16 protein-coding genes and 1 pseudogene are annotated in these 20,879 nt (G+C 59.3%); 7 read left to right on the top strand and 10 right to left on the bottom strand.

Going from position 1 to position 20,879, the window contains the following annotated elements; genetic code table 11:
- Positions 1–3,159 (top strand): efflux RND transporter permease subunit, encoded by a 3,159-nt coding sequence (locus tag JZX89_RS24920; RefSeq protein WP_207135668.1) that lies wholly within the window; start codon positions 1–3, stop codon positions 3,157–3,159.
- A gap of 284 nt (positions 3,160–3,443) precedes the next feature.
- Here JZX89_RS24920 and JZX89_RS24925 read toward each other — a convergent pair whose 3' ends face one another.
- The gene (locus JZX89_RS24925) at positions 3,444–3,986 is read right to left on the bottom strand and encodes an NUDIX hydrolase (RefSeq protein WP_149900948.1); all 543 of its coding nucleotides are present in this window, start codon (positions 3,984–3,986) and stop codon (positions 3,444–3,446) included.
- A gap of 113 nt (positions 3,987–4,099) precedes the next feature.
- Between JZX89_RS24925 and JZX89_RS24930 the strand changes: the two are divergent.
- Positions 4,100–4,243: pseudogene (locus tag JZX89_RS24930) on the top strand (nuclease PIN); the annotation flags it as partial.
- Positions 4,244–4,326: 83 nt separating this feature from the next.
- On the top strand, positions 4,327–5,118 hold the full coding sequence (gene ku / locus JZX89_RS24935) for a non-homologous end joining protein Ku (protein ID WP_153516029.1): 792 nt from the start codon (positions 4,327–4,329) through the stop codon (positions 5,116–5,118).
- 3 nt (positions 5,119–5,121) lie between these two features.
- On the opposite strand, the gene ligD is transcribed toward ku (JZX89_RS24935), so the two are convergent.
- The 9 genes from ligD to JZX89_RS24980 all read right to left on the bottom strand — a co-directional run bounded on the left by ligD (position 5,122) and on the right by JZX89_RS24980 (position 17,143).
- Entirely contained in the window at positions 5,122–7,614 is a 2,493-nt protein-coding gene (gene ligD / locus JZX89_RS24940) for a DNA ligase D (protein WP_207135669.1), read from the bottom strand.
- A 3-nt stretch (positions 7,615–7,617) separates the two neighbouring features.
- Complete coding sequence (ku, locus tag JZX89_RS24945; protein ID WP_149900945.1) at positions 7,618–8,445, bottom strand: non-homologous end joining protein Ku; 828 nt, start codon at positions 8,443–8,445, stop codon at positions 7,618–7,620.
- A complete protein-coding gene (locus JZX89_RS24950) occupies positions 8,442–8,726 on the bottom strand; it encodes a hypothetical protein (protein WP_207135670.1) in 285 nt (94 codons plus the stop codon). Before JZX89_RS24950 ends, ku (JZX89_RS24945) begins: the two co-directional genes overlap by 4 nt.
- A 29-nt stretch (positions 8,727–8,755) precedes the next feature.
- Entirely contained in the window at positions 8,756–9,649 is an 894-nt protein-coding gene (locus JZX89_RS24955; RefSeq protein ID WP_207135671.1) for an SDR family oxidoreductase, read from the bottom strand.
- A gap of 202 nt (positions 9,650–9,851) precedes the next feature.
- Positions 9,852–12,194, bottom strand: coding sequence for a bifunctional diguanylate cyclase/phosphodiesterase (locus tag JZX89_RS24960; protein WP_207135672.1), 2,343 nt, complete (start codon positions 12,192–12,194; stop codon positions 9,852–9,854).
- A 177-nt stretch (positions 12,195–12,371) separates the two neighbouring features.
- A complete protein-coding gene (locus JZX89_RS24965) occupies positions 12,372–13,475 on the bottom strand; it encodes a hypothetical protein (RefSeq protein WP_207135673.1) in 1,104 nt (367 codons plus the stop codon).
- Between the two features lie 243 nt (positions 13,476–13,718).
- Positions 13,719–15,305: an ABC transporter substrate-binding protein gene (locus JZX89_RS24970; protein WP_207135674.1), complete on the bottom strand. Its 1,587-nt coding sequence runs from the start codon at positions 15,303–15,305 to the stop codon at positions 13,719–13,721.
- Between the two features lie 76 nt (positions 15,306–15,381).
- Entirely contained in the window at positions 15,382–16,362 is a 981-nt protein-coding gene (locus JZX89_RS24975) for a mannonate dehydratase (protein WP_153516022.1), read from the bottom strand.
- 67 nt (positions 16,363–16,429) lie between these two features.
- On the bottom strand, positions 16,430–17,143 hold the full coding sequence (locus JZX89_RS24980) for a FadR/GntR family transcriptional regulator (protein ID WP_149900940.1): 714 nt from the start codon (positions 17,141–17,143) through the stop codon (positions 16,430–16,432).
- 206 nt (positions 17,144–17,349) lie between these two features.
- Here JZX89_RS24980 and JZX89_RS24985 point away from each other — a divergent pair, with 206 nt between their 5' ends.
- Genes JZX89_RS24985 through JZX89_RS25000 form a run of 4 tightly spaced genes read left to right on the top strand, consistent with a single transcriptional unit; the run spans position 17,350 to position 20,840 of the window.
- Positions 17,350–18,378 (top strand): ABC transporter permease, encoded by a 1,029-nt coding sequence (locus JZX89_RS24985; protein WP_207135675.1) that lies wholly within the window; start codon positions 17,350–17,352, stop codon positions 18,376–18,378.
- Complete coding sequence (locus JZX89_RS24990; protein WP_153516021.1) at positions 18,375–19,274, top strand: ABC transporter permease; 900 nt, start codon at positions 18,375–18,377, stop codon at positions 19,272–19,274. The genes JZX89_RS24985 and JZX89_RS24990 overlap by 4 nt, the downstream gene beginning before the upstream one ends.
- The gene (locus JZX89_RS24995; protein ID WP_153516020.1) at positions 19,261–20,106 is read left to right on the top strand and encodes an ABC transporter ATP-binding protein; all 846 of its coding nucleotides are present in this window, start codon (positions 19,261–19,263) and stop codon (positions 20,104–20,106) included. The genes JZX89_RS24990 and JZX89_RS24995 overlap by 14 nt, the downstream gene beginning before the upstream one ends.
- A complete protein-coding gene (locus tag JZX89_RS25000; RefSeq protein ID WP_207135676.1) occupies positions 20,103–20,840 on the top strand; it encodes an ABC transporter ATP-binding protein in 738 nt (245 codons plus the stop codon). The genes JZX89_RS24995 and JZX89_RS25000 overlap by 4 nt, the downstream gene beginning before the upstream one ends.
- Positions 20,841–20,879: the final 39 nt, after the last annotated feature.

The raw sequence follows: 20,879 nt of genomic DNA on the forward strand, positions 1-20,879 counted from the left end.
ATGTTTTTGACCCGCATATCCGTCTCCCATCCCGTCTTCGCCACCATGATGATGGTGACATTGCTGGTCATGGGCCTCTTTTCGCTGCAGCGGCTGGGGCTGGATCAATATCCCAATGTCGACGTGCCCGTCGTCGTCGTGGTCACCACCTATCCCGGTGCGACGCCTGAGACCGTGGAAACCGAAGTGACACGCCCGGTCGAGGATGCGCTGAACGCCATCGGCGGTCTGGATGAGATCACCTCGACCTCTTATGAGGGACGCTCCGTGGTCGTCGTGAAATTCGAGCTTGAGGTAGAAGGGGCCGCCGCCGCGCAGGATGTACGCGACAAGGTCGCCGCCATCGAGGCAAATTTGCCCGAAGACTCCAAGAAGCCGGTCGTCTCCCGTTTCGATCCCGCCGCCGAACCTATCCTCTCGCTGGCAATCAGTTCGACTTCGCTCGATGTGCCGTCGCTCACCACCCTTGCCGACCACAAGGTGGTGCGCCAGCTGACTACCGTTGAAGGTGTCGGACAGGCGACGCTGGTGGGCGGCCGCAAACGGCAGATCGACGTTGCTATGGACGAAACACGCATGCGGGCGCTCGGGGTCGGCGTCAACGAGGTGGTGAACGCGCTGCGCACCGGCAACGGCAACAGCCCGGCCGGCAGCATCGTCGACCCCGTATCCGAACGCACGATCCAGGTTCAGGGTCGCGTCGAGGAACCGCAGGCGCTGCTGGACATGGTCGTGGCGAGGCGTGGTGGCGCGGCGATCCTGCTGCGCGACGTCGCCACGGTTTCCGAAGGGGCGGTGGATGCCGAAAGCCGCGCCCTCTATAATGGCCAGACGGCGCTTTCGATCGATATCGTCAAGGTTCAGGACGCCAATACGGTTCAGGTCGTGACGGATGTGAGGAACCGCCTCCAGCAGCTCAATACCGAGCTTGCCACGCAGAATGTCCAATTGCGCATCGTCACCGATACCTCCACGCCCATTCGGGAATCCGTCAATCAGGTGCAGACGACGCTGATCGAAGGGGCAGCGCTCGCCATCGCCATCGTTTTCCTGTTTTTGAATTCCTGGCGCAGTACCGTCATTACCGGTCTGACACTGCCAATCGCCATCATCGGCACGCTTGCCGTCATCGATTTCCTTGGTTTCACCCTCAATACACTCAGCCTTCTGGCGCTCACACTCTCCATCGGCATTCTGGTGGATGACGCCATCGTCGTGCGCGAGAACATCACCCGTCATCTGCATATGGGCAAATCCCATATCCGCGCGGCGCTCGACGGCACCAACGAAATCGGCCTTGCGGTGATCGCGACAACAGCAACCATCGTGGCGGTCTTCCTGCCGGTCGCCTTCATGGACGGCATTATCGGCCGGTTCTTCTATGAATTCGGCGTCACCGTGTCAGCTGCGGTACTGATCTCCCTTTTTGTCGCCTTCACGCTTGATCCCATGCTTTCGAGCGTCTGGTACGATCCGGATGCACAACCCGATGCCAGACGCGGGCCGATCGGGCGGTTGATTATGCGCTTCGATCATGGTTTCGAATGGCTGGCCGAACAATATCGGCATGTGATCGGCTGGACATTGCGCCACCGGCTCATCACCCTGCTCACCACATCGGGCATCTTCATCGGCAGCCTGTTCATGGTGCCGCTGGTCGGCGTGGAATTCGTGCCTGCTACCGATGAAGGCCGCTTTCAGATTACCGTGACGGCCCCGGCCGGTTCCTCACTGGATTACACGACGGCAAAAGTACGGCAGGTCGAGAAGGCACTGAGGGCGTTCCCCGAGGTCGAAACGCTCTATTCCACCATCAATACCGGCGGCGCGGCGGGCAAGCAGCGCGCCACGGTGCTGGTGGGGCTCGTTCCGCTGACAATGCGCACGCAAACACCCGCCACGCTGGCCGAACCGATCCGCAAGCGCCTGTCCGCCATACCCGGCATAGAGGTTGCGATCCTCCAGGACGGCCTTGGCGGCGGCGAAAGCCCGGTGCAGCTCAGCATCCTCGGTGACGACCGGGCCATTCTCGAAAAAATCGCCACCGGTCTGGTCGAGGACATGAAAAAAATCCCCGGCCTCGTGGATGTGAATTCCAGCGCCCGCAACGTGACCTCGGTCCTTTCCGTGCGTCTTAAACGCGAGGCGGCGAGCGATCTTGGCATTTCCCGCTCCGATCTAGCCACTACCCTCTCCTCGCTTATTGGCGGTGAAGATGTTTCGAAATGGACGGATAGGAACGGCAACAGCTATGACATCGTCGTGCGCCTGCCCGGCGAACGTCGTTCCGACGCCGCAACCCTCGGCGAATTGATGATCGCGACCGGTCGCACGACGTCAAATGGCACGCCCGTGATGGTGCGTCTCGATCAGGTGGCCGAGATCGGCACCGCACCGGCACCGGCCGAAATCCGTCGCATCGACAATCGCCGCGAGGTGCTGGTTTCAGCCAATCTTGCAGGACGCACGCTTGGTGACGTGACGGATGCCCTCCAAAACCTGAGCGCTGCCCGCGATCTACCGGATGGTTATCGCATCCGCTTCGGCGGCGAGGCCGAGACGATGCAGGAGACCATCGGCCATATGGTGAAGGCGCTCATCATGGCGGTTATTTTCATCTATATCGTGCTTGCCTCGCAATTCGGCAGCTTCCTGCAGCCGCTCGCCATTATGGCCTCACTGCCGCTCTCGTTGGCCGGCGTCCTTCTGGGTTTGATGGTCGCCGGCAGCACGATCAACATGTTCTCGCTGATCGGCTTCATCATGCTGATGGGCCTCGTCACCAAGAATGGCATCTTGCTGGTGGACTTCGCCAATCGGGAAAGAAAACGCGGGCTTTCGCTGAACGAAGCGCTGGCGAACGCCGGCGTCATCCGCTTCCGACCGATCATCATGACGACGCTTGCGATGATCTTCGGCATGATCCCGCTTGGGCTGGCCATCGGCGGTGGCGGTGCGCAGCGCGCGCCGATGGCGCATGCGGTGGTCGGCGGTCTCATCAGCTCCACCCTCCTCACCCTGATCGTCGTGCCGACCATCCTGTCCTATATCGACAGCATCGTCAGGCGTTTTGCCCACCTTTTGCCAAAAGCGCCGGATGAAGCGGGAAAACCGGACACGGCAGAATCGGGCCAACCCCGCGAGGCGCAGCCCGTCTGAAAGCCCCTTGTTTCGCAAGGAAACCGGTTATTGACGGGAGAAGCGGCAACGCTTTTCCCATCAATGGGGCAACGGGTCTTACCGGAGCAGAAGTATGGTGGCCGGTCCCGCCAGAAGCACGGCAAAACGACGATGGGATGGATGCAGCGGCCAAGAAGCCGCATGGCGGCACGATATAAACGCATAATGCACCTGACGAAATTCATCCGGCAAATTGGAGTATGTCGTATTGCAACGGCATTACGGCGTTAGGTCTGGGCTCTCACGGAAAACATGGCGGCCCGTCAGGGTCTCTCACCCGCCCTGTCTTTCCTTTTGCCTTTGGGCTTGAAATCAACCAGCAACGATTTCAGTTCGATTTCCCGAACGCGCCTCGCTGCCTCATCCGGACGGACCCATTCGACCAGGCGTTCGCCACGTTCCTTGAAGCTTGTTTCCGCACCCGTCACCTCGATCTGGAACACATCGACCATGCACGGGACGACATCGCCATTGTCGAGCATCTTCAGATAGGTGTAACGGCCAATGGCGGCCTTTCTCACCCGGCCGCGCACGCCCGCCTCTTCCCATGCCTCGATCGCCGCCGCCTCATGCGGCTTCTTGCGTTTCATCGGCCAGCCGCGCGGAATGATCCAGCGCTGGGTGGTGCGCGACGTGACGAGAAGGATTTCGATATCGTCCCCGTTACCGCCGTAGCGAAAACACACGGCGGCATATTGCTGCCGAAAAGCGCCGGTGAAGAGCTTTTCGGGGACGGCAGCGAGTTGCTGAAGCAGCGTCAGGGGGCGCGCCGGACGGGTTTTCCGGCTTTTCTTGGAAGATTTCATTTGCGTTGATAGTGCCGATTTTCCGGGTTGCATCAATGCCCTGCCCGAATTTATGACAGTTTTATGACAGTTACCCCCTACAACATAAATGGCGCCATTGAGGGTCAATTCGCATGATGAGCATTTTCCGCAAGCTGATGCCGCGCGGGGATCGCTTCTTTGACCTGTTTAGCAAACATTCCGAAACCGTCTTCAAAGCGGCCGGTTCTCCGGATCAACTGTTTGTTGGCACAGGCGTCGAGAGGAATTGCGACCTGTCGTTGCCCTCTCCCGGAACAAAAGCCACCCTGTTGCTGTTTGATCCGCGAGACCAACGGCGACGAAACGGATCGCGGATCACATGGCACGGCAGGTTTTCTGGAAGGGTTATCTGAAGCTGTCGCTGGTGACCGCTGCCGTTTCGCTGACGCCCGCCACCACGGAAGGCAATAAATACCGCTTCCACATTCTCAATCGCAAGACCGGCAATCGCGTCGAAAGCCGCTATGTCGACAGCATCACCCACCGGCCGGTAGCGGCGAAAAACCAGGTGAAGGGTTTTCCCCGCGCCGAAGACGACTATGTGCTGCTAGAGGATGACGAGATCGATGCAGTGGCGCTGGAAAGCACGCGCACGATCGATATCAAGACCTTCGTTCCCACAGGTTCGATCGACTGGATCTGGTACGACCGCCCGCACTTCCTGCGGCCGGAAGACAAGATCGGCGCGGAAGCCTTCAGCGTTATCCGGGAGGCCATGTCGGCGAATGGCGTTGTCGGTATCGCACGGCTCGTTCTCTACCGTCACGAAAGAGCCGTACTGCTGGAGCCTTCCGGCAAGGGCATTATTCTTTGGACGCTGCATTATGGCGAGGAGGTTCGCGAGAGCATTGATGCGCTTGAGCCGAAAATGAAAATCGACAGGCCCCTGCTGGATGCCATGGAAAAACGCATCGGCAAACAGAAGACGGGCTGGAAGCCGACCCTGGTGCAGGACCCCATCCAGAAAAAGATCAAGGCGCTGCTGAAGACCAAAGGTGACGAAACCCCGTCCTCGAAACAGAAAACCGGCACGAAAGCCCGCACCGGTGGCAATGTCATCAACATCATGGACGCTCTGAAGAAAAGCCTTGCCGCCGACAAGCGACGCTAGGTGTTAGCCGGCCTTTTTCGGCAGCGGCCGGGCAGCGGCGAAAAATCCGTCCCATGGGTCATTCTTGAGGACTGAGAGACGCGCACCAATATTGGCGACGGTGAAATGCGCCGGGCCAATCTCGGCCGTGAGTTCCGACCATTCCAGCGGGGCGGAAATGGCCGCACCGGGCCGGGCACGCGTCGAATAGGGCGCGACCGCCGTATTGCCCCTGCCATTGCGCAGATAATCGATGAAAAGGCGGCCCCGGCGTTTTGCTTTCGTTGCCACGGAAAGATATTTATCAGGTTCCGCCGTCGACATATCGGCGGCCATCGCTTTCGAGAAAGCCTTTACGGCTGCCCAGCCTGCCTGCGGTTTCAGCGGCGCGACGACATGCAGGCCCTTGCCGCCCGAAGTCTTGACGAAGGCGACAAGCCCGGCGTCCTCGAAACGCCGTTTCAGTTCCATAGCCGCCTCGATCACCTCTTCCCAGGCCACGTCTTCGCCGGGATCGATATCCATGGTGATCATGTCGGGTTTCTCCCAGTTGGCGGTGGTGGCGCCCCATGGGTGAATTTCGAGCGTTGCGGACTGGACCAGAGCCATAAGACCGTCGAAATCGGTGATGCGGATGAGCGGTTCACCGCCCTTGTCCTTGGGATCCTTGATCTGCTCCACGGCCTTGTTGATGCCGCGCCAGGCGTGTTTCTGAAAAAACCGCTGCCCCTCTATGCCCTCTGGACAACGCAGCAACGCCAGCGGTCGATCGACAACGAAGGGCGACATATGCCGCCACACCTGCGCGTAATAATCGGCGAGCCCCTCCTTCGTCACACCGTCGTCAGGCCAGTAAAGCCGGTCCGGATGGGTGAATTTGATGGTGGATTGCGGCGCGCTGGTATCGCTCACGGCCTTCTCCTCACGTTCGATTTCTTCCACCGGCTTGTCTTCGCGCAGGCCCCGGAAGGAAGCGTGACGCAGATTGCCATCTCCAGACCAGGCTCGGAACTCCACTTCCGCCACCAGTTGCGGCGTGACGAAATGAAGGTCACGGCGCGCAAGCGCGGTGAGCTTGTCGCCAAACGGGCTTTCCTCACTTTCCAGCGGCTTCAGGCGGCCAAGCAGCATTTCCGCCACTTCGCCCGTGTAGCCGGTACCGACGCGGCCGACATGGCGCAGCTTGCCCTTTTCATAAACGCCAAGCGCCAGTGAGCCGATGGCGTGGTCCGATGTCGAAGAGAGCGTGTAGCCGCCGATGACGAATTCCTGCCGCATCGAACATTTGGATTTCACCCATTCGCCCTTGCGGCCGGAAACATATTGGCTGTTCTTGACCTTGGAGATAACACCCTCAAGGCTGAGACGGCAGGCGTGGTCCAGCACAAGCTCGCCACTCTCCTCGAAATGTTCGCTGTACCGAAGCTTGGGATCGCCCGCTGGCAGCAGCTTTTCTAGCAACGCCTTGCGATCGGTAAGCGCCGCCCCACGCAGATCGGAACCATCGAGATATAGCAGATCAAAGGCGTAAAAAACGAAACGATCACTCCGCCCCTCGCTCAGATCCTGCTGCAATGCCGAGAAGTCGGAGGCGCCGCTGTCGCGTTCCACCACGATTTCCCCGTCCATCAGCAGGGTTTCGGCCGGCAGGGCTTTCAACGCGCGTGCCACCGCATCGCCAAACTTCTCCGTCCAGTCCAGCCCGCTGCGCGTCAGAAGCTGGAGTTTGCCGTGATCGAGCCGCACCTGCAGGCGGTAACCATCGAATTTGATTTCATGCAGCCAGCGGGAACCAACTGGCGGTTTCGGCTTCAGCGTTGCCAACGCCGGCGGCACGAAAGACGGAAGCGCCTGTTTGCGTGCGCCCCTGGGCAAGGCATGCGCCTGCTTTTGGCCGGAAGAAGAGGCAGTTGCCTTTTTCGATACCGGCTTGGAATTCCACGTGTCCTTCGGTTTGGCCGCGACATCCTCGACGCTGCGTCCGGTCTTTACCGATTCCGGTCGTTCCTCCAGAATATCCGCTCCACCTTCATGGCGCGCTTCCTCATCATCACCCTTGATCAGCAGCCAGTTTTCCCTGTTCTCACCGGGTTTTCCGTGCATACGAACCAGGTGCCAGCGCCCTTTTAGCTTTTCGCCATCAAGTTCAAATTCGAGATGGCCCTTGCGATATCCTTTCCTGGCATCACCAATCGGCTGCCAGACGCCGCGATCCCACACGATGACCGTTCCACCGCCATATTGTCCCTTGGGAATGACGCCCTCGAAATCACCATAGCTTAGCGGGTGATCTTCGACATGCACCGCAAGGCGCTTGTCCTCCGGATCGAGGCTCGGGCCGCGCGTCACCGCCCAGCTTTTCAGCACACCGTCCATTTCCAGCCGGAAATCATAATGCAGCCGACGGGCATCGTGTTTCTGTATCACGAAACTCGACCCCTCCGCTTCGGCCCGCGTACCCTTCGGCTCCGGCGTCTTGTCGAAACTGCGCTTGGCGTTATAGGTCTGCAATCCCATGCATCAGCTCGCTTTCCCTGACATCTTGCGACCCGCCGTTCTGGTTTTCTTCCCGCCCTCGGCATTCGCACTGCGGCGAAGGGCCTCTTTCAGATCGATGACATTGTCTTGCTTCGGAGCGGGCCGCCTTTGGATTTCCCGGCCCTCAATCTTGGCCTTCACCAGCTCCGCAAGTGCATCATTATAGCGGTCGCTATAGTCGGAAGGATCGAAGGTGCCGGCGCGTGTTTTGATGATATGGCCGGCAAGCTCCAGCATCTCGTCATCGAACTGGATATCGGGAATGGACTTGAAGACGGTGCTCTCAGCGCGCACCTCGTAGCCGAAATTCAGCGTCGTGGCGACGAGAGCCTTGCCGCTTGGGCGGATCAGCAACATGCGATTGCGGCGGAAAAGCACCGCCTCGCCAAGAGCGACGACGTTTTCGTCCTCCATCGCCTTTGCCAGCAGCGTCAGCGCTTCCTCCCCGCCTTCCTGCGTCGGCGCAAGATAGTAGGGCTTATCGAAAAACAGCTTGTCGATCTCGTCGCATTCAAGAAAATGCCGGATACGAATGACCTTGTCACTCTCCGGCATCAGTTTCGCGATCTCGTCACCTTCGATGATAATGTAATCACCATTGTCGCGCTCGTAACCCTTGACCTGATCGTCACGCCCGACGGCCTCGCCGGTATCGCTATCGACATATTGCCGTTCCACCCGGTGGCCGGTCTTGCGATTGACGATGTTGAACGAAATCTTCTCCGTTGAGGTCAGCGCGGAATAAAGCCCGATTTCGCAGTTGAAATCGGCAAAGGCAAGATGGCCCTTCCAGCTTGCTCTCCTGTTCATGATGCCCGCCCGCGATGACTGTCGGGAGATCGCTCATCACCCCGGTCGGCAGCAAGAATACGCTCGATGGCCGGCACATCCGTTTCCGCCAGCACCGGCACTGGGTCGGATGCCATCGCCGCCAGCACCTCCGGAGAAAGGCCCTCATTACGGATGACCCATTCCATCGCCTCGCGGGTATGACGCTCCGCCTTCAGCTGCGCATAGAGCGCCAGTATCAGCCGGTCGCGGACGTCGAGGGCGTTTACCTGCGTATCTGAACGTTCTGCCTGCCGTTTCATGTCACATCCTCAAGACTGACGCATCACCCTCAGGCAATGCCCCTGCCACCGGTCACGCCGTAGACCTCGCCATTGATGAAGCTCCCATCCTGAGAGGCGAGCAGCACATAGACGGGCGCGAGTTCCGCAGGCTGCCCCGGGCGGCCAAAATCGCTGTCCTTGCCGAAATTGCGCACCTTTTCGTCGGGCTGGCCGCCGCTCGGCTGCAACACAGTCCAGAAAGGTCCGGGCGCCACCGCATTTGCCCGAACGCCTTTTTCGATCAGCTGTTTGGCGAGCGCTTTGGTGTAGGCGACGATGCCGGCCTTGGTGGTTGCGTAGTCGAGCAGGATCGGCGACGGCTCATAGGCTTGTATCGATGCTGTCGTGATCACCGACGAGCCCGGCTTCAGGTGTGGAACGGCAGCCTGGGCAATCCAGTGCAGCGCGTAGAGATTGGTCTTCATGGTGCGGTCGAAATCGTCGGTCGACAGCTCGTCTATGCCTTCGCGGTACTGCTGTCTCGCGGCATTGATGACAAGAATATCCAGCCCGTCGAGATCACCGACCGCCTTTTCGACCAGTTCCCCGCACCAGCCCTCATGGGTGATATCGCCGGGCAACGCCACGGCCACACGGCCTTCCGCCTCGATGAGCGCCACAACCTCCTCGGCATCGGATTCCTCTTCGGGCAGATAGGAGATCGCGACATCCGCCCCCTCGCGCGCAAAGGCGATCGCGACGGCACGGCCAATGCCGGAATCGCCGCCGGTTATCAGCGCCTTGCGCCCGGCAAGCTTGCCCGAGCCCTTGTAGCTCTTTTCGCCGTGGTCCGGAAAAGGCGTCATATTCGTCACCAGACCCGGCATTTCCTGTTCCGGTGTCGAAAATGGCGGACGCGGGTACTGGCTGCGCGGGTCCTGCGGCTCGAGGCGGTCTGTCATCGCGGTCTCTCCCATAGATAGATGTCCATCCGTGGTGCGTCCCGTGACAAGCGGATTTGTATCGCTCGATAACGCTGGCCGTCCGGTGCCGGATCTGGCCGTCGATGTGGACGCATCACACGTGACCCTAACGATCTGCGTCCACTCTCGTTCCATCATCTGGGGAACCGTGGGCAACGGCATCATGCCGCCGCACGTTCTTTCAAACGGAATATTTCTTCCGTATGGTCGTGCCCGCGGCCGCGGCGGGCGCCACATCCGGTTTGCCGAAGAGATAGCCTTGCGCCTGCGCGCAACCTTCATCGACGACCATGCGATATTGCGCGTCGGTTTCAATCCCTTCCGCCGTTACCGGCAGATCGAGGCTGCGGCCAAGGCCGATCACGGCGCGCACGATGGCGCGGGCATTGTCATCATCGCTCATGGCGGCAATGAAGCTGCGATCGATCTTGATCTTGTCGAACGGGAAACTCTGCAGATTGCTGAGCGAGGAATAACCCGTACCGAAATCGTCCATGACGATGGCGACGCCCAGCGCTTTCAACTGGTTGAGGATGATCAGCGTCGCCTTGCGGTCTTTCAGCAGCGCGGCCTCGGTGATTTCCAGTTCCAGCCGGCTCGGGGAAAGACCGGTCTGCATCAGCACCGTGCAGACGACATGGCCGAGATTTGCCAGAGAGAATTGCAATGGCGAGACATTGACCGCGATTTTCAGATGCGGCGCCCAGGTGCTCGCCTCACGGCAGGCCTCACGCAACACCCATTCGCCCAGCGAAATTATGATCCCGCTTTCCTCGGCTATCGGGATGAAAACATCCGGCGACACGACACCCCTTGTCGGATGTTGCCAGCGCACCAGCGCCTCGTAACCAACGACCTGACCACATTCGACGGATAGAACCGGCTGATAGTTCAGCAGCAACTCGTTGCGATTGACGGCAAGCCGCAAATCCGTTTCGAGCTGGCGGCGCTCACGCGCCTCCTGATCCATCAAAGGATCGTAAAAAGCCAATATGCCGCGCCCGCCGACCTTGGCGCGATAAAGCGCGAGATCTGCAGCGTGCATGATGCTTTCATCATCCTGACCATCGCGCGGGAAAACGGCAATGCCGATGCTGACGCCGACGGCGGTCGGGTCGTTGGCAACATTCATTTTCAGTGCGAACATGCCAAGGATGGTCTCGGCGAGCAGGCGCGCCTCATCCGCCTTGGTGTGCCGGGCAGTCAGGATCACAAACTCATCGCCGCCAAGGCGCGCGACCACGTCGCCTGCCCTTGCGCATTCATGGAGAATGGCGGCGACCCTTTTCAGCACGCGGTCACCCTCGGCATGGCCGAATATGTCATTAACCGCCTTGAACCGGTCGAGATCAAGCGCCAGCAGCGCAAATTCGTCCTCATCGTCGCAGTTTTCGATCTGCTGGCGAAGCCGGGTCTGGAACATCGTACGGTTCGAAAGACCCGTCAGCACGTCATGGCGTGCGAGATATTCGATTTCCCGTTGCGCCTCGCGCTTTTCCGTCAGGTCGCGAATGGCCATCACCTCGCAGGGGCGACCACGATATTCGATGGTTCGCACGGCAAGTTCGAACACCTGCTGCCGGTCGGCCCGCTCGCGGATCGCCTCAACCGGCGCGTGGCGGGGCAGATAAGCGGGTTGCCCATCGATGGCCTTGAACAGATCATCGGGATTTTTTCCGATGAGGGCTACCTCATCACTGCCAAGAAGTCCGGCAAAGCGGGTGTTAAGCTCAACGATACGACCATCGCGCACAACGGCAAGACCATCCAGCGTCGCATCGACAAGGCCCTTGAGATCGACAAGGTAACGATCCACCAGCGCCGCGGTGGCGGTCGCGCAAAGGATGAGGAACGTTACGCCGGACACGGCGCCGATCACCATCAGCCTTGCGAGGCTATCGGGATCAGGACCGGAAATGGAGGGATCCGGCGACAGCACCGTTGCCGAAACGGTGGTGAAGTGCAGCGCGCAGATTGCCAGTATCGAAGAGCCGGCCGGAAGGAGGATATGCTGTTTCCAGGAGCCGGGACGGCGAAACAGGAAAAAGGCCAGAAGAAAAAACACCCAGGAAACGGCAAAACCGCCAAGGACAGCACCCCAGCGATAGCTGACGGTGGCAGCGACATCCATTCCTGCCATGCCGACGAAATGCATGACGGCGACCGAAACGGTCACCAGCGTTCCGACGATAGCAGGGCTGTAGCCTGCCTGCGATGGAACCCGGAGCGCCAGCCAGAAACCCAGAACAGGAAGCGCCGCTGAAAGAGCCGTGAAGGAAAAATCAAACCCGATAGGGACCGAGCCCTTATAGGCGAGCATGGCGACGAAATGTGTGGCCCAGACGCTGAGCCCCCCGGCAAAGGCGGCAGTCAGAACCCAATAGGGCTTGCGGCCAACCGGACTTTCCTCGGCGCGCAACAACAGGTGAAAAAACGCGAGCATGCCGAGCAGGCAGATCAATGCCGCAAGAAGCACGACCGCCCGGTCGTGTTGTACCGCGACGCATTCCAGAACCGTGAACATGATGCACTCTCCCAGCCTCTGAAGAACCGCCCATGATCGCACTATGAATTTGGTTTATTTATAAATCTCTAATGCAACCATTGATAAATGGCGTCATCCGTTCTGCGCCGAGCAGGAAATGCACCGGACCGGCGCAAAACATTGCGCTCGGTCCGGCGACGTTAGAGAAAAAAGCCGTTATTTCCAGCTTCGATAGTCAGCCGCAGCACATCCAAAGGGCGCCGGGCCGTCGGCGAAGCGTTCCTGCAGACGGGCGCAACCCCATTCATTAAGGGCTGCGGGCATCATATTGTTGAGGTCCATGCCCGGCGAATTGAATTGCGACGGCGCGGCTGTGACATACCACAGCCAGTAACCGAAGACCGCGACAATGATGACGGCCACGATTGCGACGAAAGTGCCCACTCGCCGCAGAAGGCCCGGTTGTTTCTTTATCGCCGCACCGGCAGTGGAAGAGCCTTCCTGGGCCTGGCTCGCAACCATCGGTGCGATTGATGCCAGAGCCTGCGCCCTCTCCTCGTTCGACAGGTCGATCCGCTCCAGCTGGTCGTCGAGCAGAACCGGAAGCGCAGTATTGCCGTGCCAGACCGCCAGTGCAATATCGTGTTTTCCAGTGTGGCCAACGACGACAGGGATGCGTCCCCTTTCCAGATGGGTGAAGGACTGCCGCTTGGTCTTGGCGTCTCTGACCGTATCGGCATAGGTCACGAAAAGACGGCTGCGTTTTTCGGCGACTGCCGTCAGCGCCACGGGGATAATGGTTAAAGGGGCCGGATGCCGTAATTGCAGTCGGGCTCGCAGGACGCGAATAAGCGTAAACAGCATTGCCAGACTGCCGAAACCGAGCAGGGCGACAAATACACCGAGCGTGATGATGCGGTTCCAGAGCATATCGATGCCGAGGGAGATCGTTGCAAGCTCCGGGTTTTTCGCGGAAATGACCAGCCCGGTCTCATAGTCGCCGGAATGGAAATCGACGAACATAACCTCGACTTCCTTCGTGTAGCTCACGCCGGCGTGCTCATAAGAAAGGTCCGCCTCGCATGTCGTAAAGATTGCCTTGCGTGTCTTGCAGCTGCCGTTGATATCACCGCTTTCAATTTCCAGCGGATCTTTACTGATCTGGTAGTCGCGCAATATGCCCGGGCCCTCAGCCACAAGCATCACCGCCAAGATTACCAGAAGCACCGGAATGGAAAAATAATAGGCTGCCGGCACCGAAATGACGCCACGCTTGAGGCTCAGCGGCCGCGACGGAAGTTTTATCTGGACAAGGTTCATGATCGTCAACGTATTTTACGGGAGGTTGATGAGCGGAGTTTGCGACTCTCGCCCAGCGGAAGGAATGGTCGTCACACGGTCTAATCCGATGAAGTCCTTGAGAAAACCCCCGAAATTTCGGGATGATGACGATAATCGCCTGAAACCAACGGTTTGCCCTAAAACATCGCGCTGCAACTGCCCAAAAAAAACGGGCGGTAAGACCGCCCGTCACAGGTTTTCAGATGGTATGTGGTTTTACCGTTAGTCCTTCGTCACCTTTTCCAGCCGTGTCGTCTGGCTTGGATGGCCGACATAGTCCTTCACGCGCGCATTCAGCACGATGGGTTCGAACCGCTCGAACATCGGCAGCACGGCCGGCTTCTGCGCAACGAACTTTTCCTGCATCTCGGTGTAGATTTCGCCGCGCTTCTTGGCGTCCGGCTCAAGCGAAGCCTTTGCCGTCAGGGCAGTCAGTTCCGGAATGTCCCAGGCCGAGCGCCAGACGAAATTGCCGGCGTTGTTGGCGGCAAGCGAATTGTCGGGGTTGCTGGAAAACTGCTCCATGGAACCCAGCACATTCGGCATATAGGCGCCGGTCTGCGGAATGAGCAGATCGAAATCACGGGCGCGGTGGGCGGCGATCACATCCGAGCCGTTACCCTGCTGGATGTTGACGGTGATACCGATCTGGCTCAGCGACGCCTGGATCGCGGTAGCGAGGTCGATACGCGGCGTCTGCGCAATCGTCTTCAGATTAAGCGTAAAGCCGTTCTCGTATCCGGCCTCCTTCAAAAGCGCCTTGGCCTTCGGAACATCAAGCTTCCAGTCCGGGCTTGCAATGGCATATTCGAAGTTTTCCGGCACCGGCACCGTGCGCGCCCGGCCATAAGGCCCCATGATGGTCTTTTCCATGCCCTTGTAGTCGATGCCGTAGGCGATTGCCTCGCGGACCTTGGGGTTGGACAAAGGCTCCTTGCCGGCATTCATCGACAGGACATAGAAACCACCCGTCGGCACGCGCTGGATCTGAAAACCTTCCTTGTTGTTGAAGATGGCAAGGTCGGCCGCCGTCAGCGCGCTGGCGATGTCGATATCGCCGCGCTCCAGCATCAGACGCTCGACCTGGCTTTCGGGCACATGCCGCACGATGACGCGGCGCATTTTCGGGCTGCCGGCCACATAATCCTTGTTGGCCTCGAGAATGATGATCTCGTTGGGCGACCAGCGATTGAGCGTGAAGGGTCCGGAACCGGCGGAATTCGTTCTCAGCCAAGCATTGCCCCAATCATCATTGACCTCATGGGACTTGAGTTCCTTGCTGTCGACAACGCTGGCAATGACCATGGCCAAGCGATAGAGCAGCAGTTCGGACGTGGTTTCACCGGAAAGTTCGATGCGCACCGTTTTTTCATCCGGCGCGCTCACCAGCTTGTCGACATTGTCAGCATTGTAGCCAACGCGTTTAAGGTTGGCGGCGGCCGCCTGGTTCATCTTCAACAGACGGCTGAACGAATAAACCACATCCGCAGAGGTGACAGGATTGCCGGAGGCGAATTTAGCCTCGCGAAGATGAAACGTGATGCCCTTGTCATCTGTCTCCCAACGTTCCGCCAGCTGCGGCGAAACCTTGCCCGAACCATCCACCGAAATCAGGCGATCATAAAGATTGGCCATGATTTCGTTGGCCTTGGCTTCGGTTGCCTGATGCGGATCAAGCGACAGAACCTGAGCCAGCGACGTTGCGATGATGAGCTGGTCGTTGGGGGTTTTTGCCAGACTTGGCGCCGCGGGCACCAGCATGGCTCCCAGAACGGTGGTGAATGTGAGACGGATCAATGATTTTCTCATACCTGCTCCTCCTACAGATCGGTAATTATGGATGTGAAACCGGCGGCGCGGACCTGCGCCGACCGGCCTGAAACAGTCAAAGATGTTTGTTGTTGAGCGCTTCCAGAAGCGCGGCGATGTAGCCGTAGCAGAAGCTGAAGGCGACACCGACAGGGTCACGGCCGGCAATTGTCGGCACATGATCGGGCATTATCATGTAGCGATAGCCCAGTTCATGGTAGAGCTTCAGCGAACGCACCATGTCCATGTCGCCCTCGTCTGGGAACGTCTCCATGAACGACAACTTGCCACCGCTGATATTGCGGAAATGCACGTTGAAAATCTTGTCGCGGCTGCCGAACCAGCGGATGATGTCGTCGATCTCCTCGCGCGGATTATCGAGCATCTCGCCAATCGATCCCTGGCAGAAATTCAGACCGTGATAGGGATTTTCGCGCATCTGCACGAACTTCTTCAGACCTTCGACAGTGCCAAGCACACGCGTGACGCCCTTATAGCCCGGCGGCGTATAGGGATCATGCGGATGGCACGCGAGGCGCACCTTGTTGCTTGCCGCGACCGGCACCACGCGCTCGAGGAAATAGTCGATGCGTTCCCAGTTCTCGTCCTCGGACAGAACGCCGGCCAGACCCGGATCGGCATTGTGGTCGGCCTTGTCCCACCGCCACGCTTCATTGAGCGAACCGCCGCGGCCAAGTTCCATTTCGGTGCGCGGAATACCGATGAGGTTGAGATTGTATTTCGCGGCCGGAATGCCGGCCTTGGCAATATTCTCGATCATCGTGCAGACGGCGTCGATCTGCCGGTCACGCTCCGGACCGGCAAGCAGGATATCCGGATACGATGCCTGTTCGATCGGCCGGGAAGGCAGGGGCAATTGCACCATGTCCAGTACCAGACCGAAACTTTCGACCTTGTCGCGCAGACGCTCGAAGTCATCCAGAACCCAGCTCGCGGGCTTTCCGGGCGGGTCAGCGCTTATGTTTTTGACGCCGAGCTGCGCCCAAACCTTGAAATCCTCATCATCGCGTGCAGCAACCTGGGTGCCGACATACATCGATTCTCTCCTCTCTCCATGCAAGTCATCATATGACATCGCACGAAATAAGATGAGTGTCGAGATGCTATTGCGCCTCCGAAAGCAGGCGATATCGACGCTGGCTCGCAAGCATATGTTCGCGCATGGCTTTTCGCGCCGCATCCGGGTCCTGTTCGACGATGGCGCGCAGGATTGCATCGTGTTCCGCCTGCACTTTGCGAAGATAATTCGCATCCCCCGTTTCCGGCAGCGTTGGAAACTGACCGCGCGGTATCGAGCGTGAGCCGAACTGGCGCAGAGCCTCCAGATAAAAACGGTTATTCGTGGCAATCGCGATGGCCGTGTGAAACTCGTAGTCGGCGTCAACAGTGGTTTCGCCGGCATCTATGGCGCGGGCCATTTTCCGGTGCGCGGCCGAGATTGCGGCTTCCTGCTGGGCCGTCCGGCGATAGGCTGCAATGGCTGCCGCCTCCCCCTCCGTTGCCAGCCGGAACTCCAGCATTTCCAGCGTTTCCGCAATGGTGCCAGCTTCTGATTGGGTCAGCTTCACCCCGTCCCACTCACTGGTATTGCTGACAAAAACCCCCTTGCCCTGGATGGGAACGACATAACCGGCGGAACGCAAATCCGCGATCGCTTCGCGCACCACCGTTCGGCTCACGCCATAGGTGCGCTCAAGCTGCGGTTCCGTGGGAAGCTGGTCACCATTTCTCAGTTTACCGCTGCGAATTTCCGCGCTGAGATTGTCGATGATCGGTTGCGCCCGCCGCTCCCGCGGTTTTGTCATATCGTCCCTCATGCCACTCTTCCCTCTTGCGGAATACGAATCCCTTCGTTACTCATATGATGACCTTGTGTTACGTCATATGTTTTCATGTTAGCTCAGGGAGGAGTTGGGATGAAGTACCATCAAGAGTTTTTGCAATGGAGAATTGCGCGCCTGTGGCGAGCAGCTCACCCTGCCATGACCACTGAAGAATTCCTTCCACGGAAGTGCGGCCAAAAATGACGGAAATTTCTCTACGTGGGCTTGGACATCGTTTCCTGCAACTTGTCGTCAGCCTCTTCATTCTGCTCTGCATCACGTTCATCATTGGACGCGTCATGCCAACCGATCCGGTTGGCGCAATCGTTGGGGAGCTTGCGGACCCCAAGGCCTATGAGGCCATGCGGGCGCGGCTCGGACTTGACCTGCCGCTCTACCAGCAGTTTTTCCTCTATCTGCGCGGCCTGCTACATGGCGATTTCGGGATAGCGATCCTGACCGGCAACCCGGTGACCCGGGATCTGGCGCAGGCTTTTCCGGCGACGCTGGAACTGGCGACGCTGGCGATCATCATTTCCACCGTCATCGGCGTCCCGCTTGGCCTCGCCGCCGCGCTGTTTCGCGATACATTCATCGACAAATTTGCGCGTGTCTTCGCGCTAGTGGGGCATTCGATCCCGGTCTTCTGGTTCGGCATCGTCGGGCTGGTGATTTTCTACGCCAATCTCAACCTCGTCGCAGGCCCCGGCCGTGTCGACGTTTTTTATGAAGGCCTCGTCGAGCCGAAAACGGGACTGATGCTGGTCGATACCCTGCTTGCCGGCGAGACCGAGATTTTCTGGAATGCGCTTTCGCACATCCTCCTGCCGGCGATCATCCTTGCCTATATGGCGATGGCCTATATCACGCGCATGACACGCGCCTTCACGCTGGAACAGCTGAGCCAGGATTATGTGATGGCAGCGCGCGCCAAGGGCGTCAGCCCGGCACGCACGATCACCCGTCACGTGCTGCCCAACATCGCCGTACAGCTCATCACCGTTCTCGCCATCTCCTATGGCAACCTTCTCGAAGGTGCCGTGGTGACGGAAATCGTCTTCTCCTGGCCGGGCATCGGCCAATATATGACGAACGCCCTGCTCATCGGTGACATGAATGCCATTCTCGCGGCCACCATCGTCATCGGCTTCATCTTCATGATGCTCAACTTCCTGGCAGACGTGGCCTATACCACGCTCGACCCGCGCACACGGGAGGTCGCTCGATGACCGATATCACCCAGAATAATACTGTTCATGGCCGCAGCGCCCTGTCGCGGATATCCACAACGACGTTCCGGACACTCAGAAAGCTCGGTGACGAGCCGCTTGGAATGTTCGGTTTTGCCATCCTTGCCATCCTGGTTCTCGTCGCGATTTTCGCACCGCTCATTGCGCCATTCGATCCGGCGCGCCAAGCGCTCGACAATGCGCTTCAGCCGCCCAGCTGGCTGCATCTGGCCGGAACCGACGAATTCGGCCGGGATATTTTCAGCCGGCTTGTCTATGGCACCCGCATCACCATCCAGACCGTCTTGTCGGTCTCGGTTATCGTCGGCCCCATCGGCTTGGCGATTGGCGTCATGGCCGGTTTCTTCGGCGGCAGAACCGACGCGATCCTGATGCGCGCCACCGATATCGTTCTGTCCTTCCCATCGCTCGTGCTGGCGCTTGCCTTTGCGGCCGCCATGGGTGCGGGTCTCGGCACGGCGATCATCGCGATCTCGCTGACCGCCTGGCCGCCAATCGCGCGTCTCGCCCGCGCCGAAGCTCTCGTCGTGCGCAATACAGACTATGTCGCCGCCGCGCGCCTTTATGGCGCCTCGCCGCTGCGTATCCTGTTTTTATACATTGCGCCGATGTGCATTCCTTCGGTCATCGTCCGCCTGACACTGAACATGGCTGGCATCATCCTCACTGCCGCTTCGCTTGGCTTCCTCGGTCTGGGCGCTCAGCCGCCGCTGCCGGAATGGGGAGCGATGATCTCCAGCGGCCGTAAATTCATGCTCGACTACTGGTGGGTTGCCGTCATGCCCGGCATCGCCATCCTGCTGACGAGCCTTGCCTTCAACATCGCCGGCGATACGCTGCGAGACCTGCTGGATCCGCGCCATGCCCGTTCCTGATAGCTCCCCCATTCTCTCGGTCCGCGACCTCAACGTTCGCTTTGGCCGCAACTCCATTCCCGCCGTTTCCAATGTCAACTTCGACGTCGGGCGCGAGCGTGTCGGCATCGTCGGCGAGTCCGGCTCCGGCAAGTCCACGACCGGCCGCGCCGCCATGCGGCTTCTGCCAAAAAGCGCCACCGTGACGGCGGAGCGCATGGATTTCCTCTCCGAACCGCTGCTTACCAGATCCGAACGCCAGATGGGCGCGATCCGCGGCAGCGAAATGGCGTTGATCATGCAGGACCCGCGTTATTCGCTCAATCCGGTCCTGCCGATTGGAAAACAGGTGGCGGAAGCGGCCGAACTGCATCTGGCTCTCTCCGGCAAGGCAGCGAGAAACGCAGCGCGGGATATGCTGATACGCGTGCGTATCAATGATCCGGACCGTGTGATGGGGCTTTACCCACACCAGATTTCCGGCGGCATGGGGCAACGCGTGATGATCGCCATGATGCTGCTCGCCAAACCGAAGCTCGTTATCGCCGACGAGCCGACCTCGGCTCTCGATGTCAGCGTCCGCAAGGATGTGCTCCTGCTTCTGGACGAGATGGTGCGTGAAAACAATTCGGGCCTCATTCTCATCAGCCATGACATCCGCATGGTTGCCGCCTTCTGCGAACGGGTGCTGGTCATGTATGGCGGGCGCGTGGTGGAAACGCTGACCAAGCTGGAAGATGCGCAACATCCCTATACACGCGGCCTGATCGCGGCGATGCCCGATCCCCGCAATCCGGTCAGGCGTCTCAAGGTACTGGACCGACAGGCAATCGATGCGGAGGTGATGCGATGATCACGGTAGACAAGCTCGACGTTGTCTATGGCGCGAAGGAAAACCGCAATCACGTCGTTCGCGGCGTCAGCCTCAAGGTCAACAAGGGTGAAACGCTCGGTATCGTCGGCGAAAGCGGTTGCGGCAAATCGACATTGCTGCGGTCGCTTGCGGGTCTGGAATCGGTCTGGACCGGATCGATCGGCTTCGACGGCAAGCCGGTCGGTAAGGTGCGAAGCCGCGAAGAACTGAAGCTGGCGCAGATGGTGTTTCAGGACCCTTACGGTTCACTGCACCCGCGCCATCGCATCGGCCGGGCTCTGGCCGAACCCATCCGCGCGATGGGGCTCGGCGATGGCTGGTCGAAAGTCCCTGATGCCCTGCAACAGGTCGGCCTGCCCGCACATTTCGCCGAGCGGTTTCCGCATGAACTGTCCGGAGGCCAGCGCCAGCGTGTGGCAATCGCCCGCGCGCTGATCCTCGAACCGCCGATCCTGCTGCTCGATGAGCCGACATCCGCGCTCGACGTGTCCATTCAGGCGGAAATCCTCAACCTGCTTGCCGATCAGCGCGAGGAACGCGACCTCACCTTCGTTCTCGTCAGCCACGATCTCGCGGTCATCGCCCATATGTGCGACCGCGTTCTCGTAATGCAGAACGGCGTTTTCGTCGATGAGTTGACCAGGGCCGACCTTGAAGCGGGCGTTACCCACGCGGCCTATTCAGGCGAACTGTTCGAAAGCAGTTTCCTTTAGATCAACATCCAGCCTCTAGAGACAACCGTCCGGCGGAAG

The organism is Agrobacterium burrii (assembly GCF_017313405.1).
Lineage (GTDB): Bacteria > Pseudomonadota > Alphaproteobacteria > Rhizobiales > Rhizobiaceae > Agrobacterium > Agrobacterium burrii.